This is a genomic window from Moorena sp. SIO4A5 (assembly GCF_010672005.1).
Classification (GTDB): Bacteria; Cyanobacteriota; Cyanobacteriia; order Cyanobacteriales; family Coleofasciculaceae; genus Moorena.
Map to the genome: position 1 here is coordinate 1 of NZ_JAAHHZ010000589.1, position 3,064 is coordinate 3,064.

Below are 3,064 nucleotides of genomic sequence, written 5' to 3' on the forward strand. Positions count from 1 at the left end.
TGCAAAGGGCACAATAACAACCCATCACGTGAATTAAAACATAGCACAAATGGGAGCAGTGGGATCGCCTGATGGTTTTTGGTGGGCAAATCGGCATCAGAGCTGGTCAAATCATCAAATTCTCACATTTGCCCACCCTACCCCTACTGTTGCTAGTTCTTGTAGGGTTGGCAGTAGGCTGTTCACTTTGTGCGATGGCCATAGCTTAAACTTCATGCACTTCCTTTTTGTCTGATAGTATGAGACAGTGTATCTCTTGCTAGATATCCATTCTGGGCGTTATCGCCGTACGCGATCCCGGTGTGAACGATCTCCCGCGAAAAAGGCCCATAATAAACAGCCTACCCCACACCCCACACCCCACACCCCACACCCCACACCCTAGGTTGGCAGTGCATGAGTGCGATCGCTCCCACTCCGCCGCTTTTCGGTTGAAGCAGGGTCAAGCGGTTATCTGAGATACTGCTCAAGTGCTTCTGTCACTAGCTGGTTCAAGTTTATCCCTTGTTCAATAGCTGCGTATGCAGCACGTCGATGAAGGTTGGTTCCAGGTCTGATGTTAACGCTTCCCTTGAAAGGCTTTTCCGGTTCTATCCCTTTGAGTTGACCAAAAATTTGGGTCTCAAGCCCCGTCCTTCTAGGACGGCTTTTTTTGTGCTATAATATTACGTAGAGTTATTCCACGTCAAAATGATCGTCTTAGAATTTAAGGTCAAAGGGAATAAAACTCAATATGCCGCCATTGATGAGGCGATACGGACTGGTCAGTTTGTACGAAATAAGTGCATCCGTTACTGGATGGACAACAAAGGTATAGGACAAAAAGACCTGTATCGCTATAACACGTGGATCAGAGCTGAATATCCTTTTGTCAAAGACTTAAACTCTCATGCCTGTCAAGCTTCGGTGGAAAGAGCTTATAGTTCAATTTCTAGGTTTTACGATAAGTGTAAAAAACAAGTCCCTGGCAAAAAGGGTTATCCCAAGTTTAAAAAGTTTTCTCGGTCAGTTGAGTATAAGACATCAGGCTGGAAACTTTCACCTGATACCAAGTCTATAAAATTCTTAGACAAAAAAGGTATCGGGAAACTAAAGCTTAAGGGAACCTGGGAGTTATGGCGTTACGACAAAAATTTGATTAAACGAGTTAGGTTGGTTCGTCGCGCAGATGGCTATTATGTTCAATTTTGTGTAAAAGTTGAGATTAAAGAATCTCTAGAACCGTCCCATACCAATGTGGGAATTGATGTGGGTTTAAAAGAATTCTACACCGATTCAAAGGGAAACACAGAAGCAAATCCAAGATTTTATCGTAAGGGCGAGAAACGGTTGAAATTTTATCAACGCCGAGTTTCTCGTAAAAAGAAAGGCTCAGCTAACCGAAGAAAAGCCATTAATAGATTAGGCAGGACACACCTTAATATAAGTAGGCAACGTGAAGAACATGCCAAGAGACTCGCGCGTTGCGTAATCCACTCTAACGACGTGGTCGCTTACGAAGATTTAAGAGTGAGAAATTTTGTAAAAAATCATTGTCTTGCCAAATCTATTAATGATGCAGGTTGGTATCAATTTAGAAAATGGTTAGAGTATTTCGGACAAAAGTTTGGCAGGGAAACTGTAGCAGTTAATCCTGCCTATACTAGCCAAAATTGCTCAAACTGCGGTGAAGTTGTCAAAAAATCGCTATCTACTAGAACTCATGCATGTTTATGCGGGTGTGTGTTGGATCGCGACCATAATGCAGCTATCAATATTCTAAAAATAGCCTTGGGTACTGTAGGGCATACAGGAACCTGGATCTTAGATCCGTTCGCGCAGCGGAGGCCGTAGGCCACGCGGGGCGCGTTCGGGTCTCCCAAAACGCTTATGGAGAATCGGCCTCTACTCTTCCTGATTCCGGTCTGGTTGAGCAAGTCGGCTCGTTGAAGTAAGAATCCCCGTTCTTATAGGACGGTGAGTGTCAAAAAGCTCTAGGTAATCATCCACTGCTTCGTAAAAACTGGCCCGAAGAGATTTAACATCCTGACCTTCATAACTGATCAGGCTACGAATATACTCTACTTTCCCGTAGAAAATCTCATCCTCATCATTATAATTGACCGAGCCAAGGTATTCCTTGTATTTCATAAAGTTATTCATACAGCGTATTTCATCAAGTTATTCATACAGCATTTTTATTTAAGATGATAGATTTTGTAGGGTGGGCAAATAGGCATCATCGCTGATGAAATCATCAAATGCTAAAAATTTGCCCACCCTACCACTCTACCCGTAGGTGGCATAATAATTAATTCTCCTCTAGCTGTACGCTCGAATCTCAAGTCACGGTTAGTTTGACAAAGCTGAAAAAATTGCTCGTCAGTTAAGTCAATAGTTAATTCGAGGGTAGCCGGTAAACTGACGGTATTAGGGGTCATATTATCAGTTTAGATAGCAGCAATAGTTGTCTTAATTATAGTATTATATAGCGTTGTTTTTTGAGTTATGAACATAGGATTGATGCTAAAAGGGAACAGGGAACAGTAGGAAAGAGCTCCGAAGAGTTTTTGATGTTAGGAGAAATCAGCTCTTGTCGGGTGTGTTAATGAAGTGTAACGCACCGGTGAATGTCCGCGCGTGGGTACGCGAATATTGTAGGTTGGGTTGAGGCAACAAAACCCAACAAATCGAGATATGACACAATAAAGGTAGTGAAGTCGAGGATAACCCGTTGAGTACTCTAGATCAAGTTTTAGAGGAAGCCATGACCCTTCCTGTAGAACAGCAAGAAATGCTAATCCAAATTATTAAAAGCCGAATGGTTGAACAAAGACGACAGGAAATTGCGTTGGATGCAGAGGTTTCCTTTGCCGAATTCCAAGCAGGTAAGCTAAAAATCCAAACAGCTACTGAAGCAATAGAAGAATTGCGAGAATGCTTCAATCATTCCAGTTTGACTGATGTATAAACTAGTTATTAGTAGCCAATTTAAACGGTCACTGCGAAAATTTGCTCGTCGCCATGTTAACTTACAGTCGCTACTATGCGATCGCGCACTTCCTATTATCGGTACTCTAGGGAT

Annotated in this window: 4 protein-coding genes and 1 pseudogene; 2 read left to right on the forward strand and 3 right to left on the reverse strand. The window is 42.5% G+C overall.

The genetic code is table 11. The features are described 5' to 3' along the window. Nucleotides 1–450: 450 nt before the first annotated feature. The gene (locus F6K57_RS42385) at nt 451–615 is read right to left on the reverse strand and encodes a toxin-antitoxin system HicB family antitoxin (protein WP_364306339.1); all 165 of its coding nucleotides are present in this window, start codon (nt 613–615) and stop codon (nt 451–453) included. 75 nt (nt 616–690) lie between these two features. On the opposite strand from F6K57_RS42385, the gene F6K57_RS41465 reads away from it, so the two are divergent. Next, on the forward strand, nt 691–1,833 hold the full coding sequence (locus F6K57_RS41465) for a transposase (protein ID WP_293074963.1): 1,143 nt from the start codon (nt 691–693) through the stop codon (nt 1,831–1,833). 51 nt (nt 1,834–1,884) lie between these two features. On the opposite strand, the gene F6K57_RS41470 is transcribed toward F6K57_RS41465, so the two are convergent. Continuing rightward, complete coding sequence (locus tag F6K57_RS41470) at nt 1,885–2,142, reverse strand: hypothetical protein (RefSeq protein WP_293074966.1); 258 nt, start codon at nt 2,140–2,142, stop codon at nt 1,885–1,887. A 128-nt stretch (nt 2,143–2,270) separates the two neighbouring features. Then, nucleotides 2,271–2,420: pseudogene (locus F6K57_RS41475) on the reverse strand (Uma2 family endonuclease); the annotation flags it as partial. A gap of 293 nt (nt 2,421–2,713) precedes the next feature. On the opposite strand from F6K57_RS41475, the gene F6K57_RS41480 reads away from it, so the two are divergent. After that, the gene (locus F6K57_RS41480) at nt 2,714–2,950 is read left to right on the forward strand and encodes a hypothetical protein (protein WP_293065594.1); all 237 of its coding nucleotides are present in this window, start codon (nt 2,714–2,716) and stop codon (nt 2,948–2,950) included. Nucleotides 2,951–3,064: the final 114 nt, after the last annotated feature.

Excerpts from the sequence above, each read along its gene's own strand:
- F6K57_RS41465 (WP_293074963.1), top strand. The coding sequence starts at position 691 with ATGATCGTCTTAGAATTTAAGGTCAAAGGGAATAAAACTCAATATGCC.
- F6K57_RS41470 (WP_293074966.1), bottom strand. The coding sequence starts at position 2,142 with ATGAATAACTTTATGAAATACAAGGAATACCTTGGCTCGGTCAATTAT.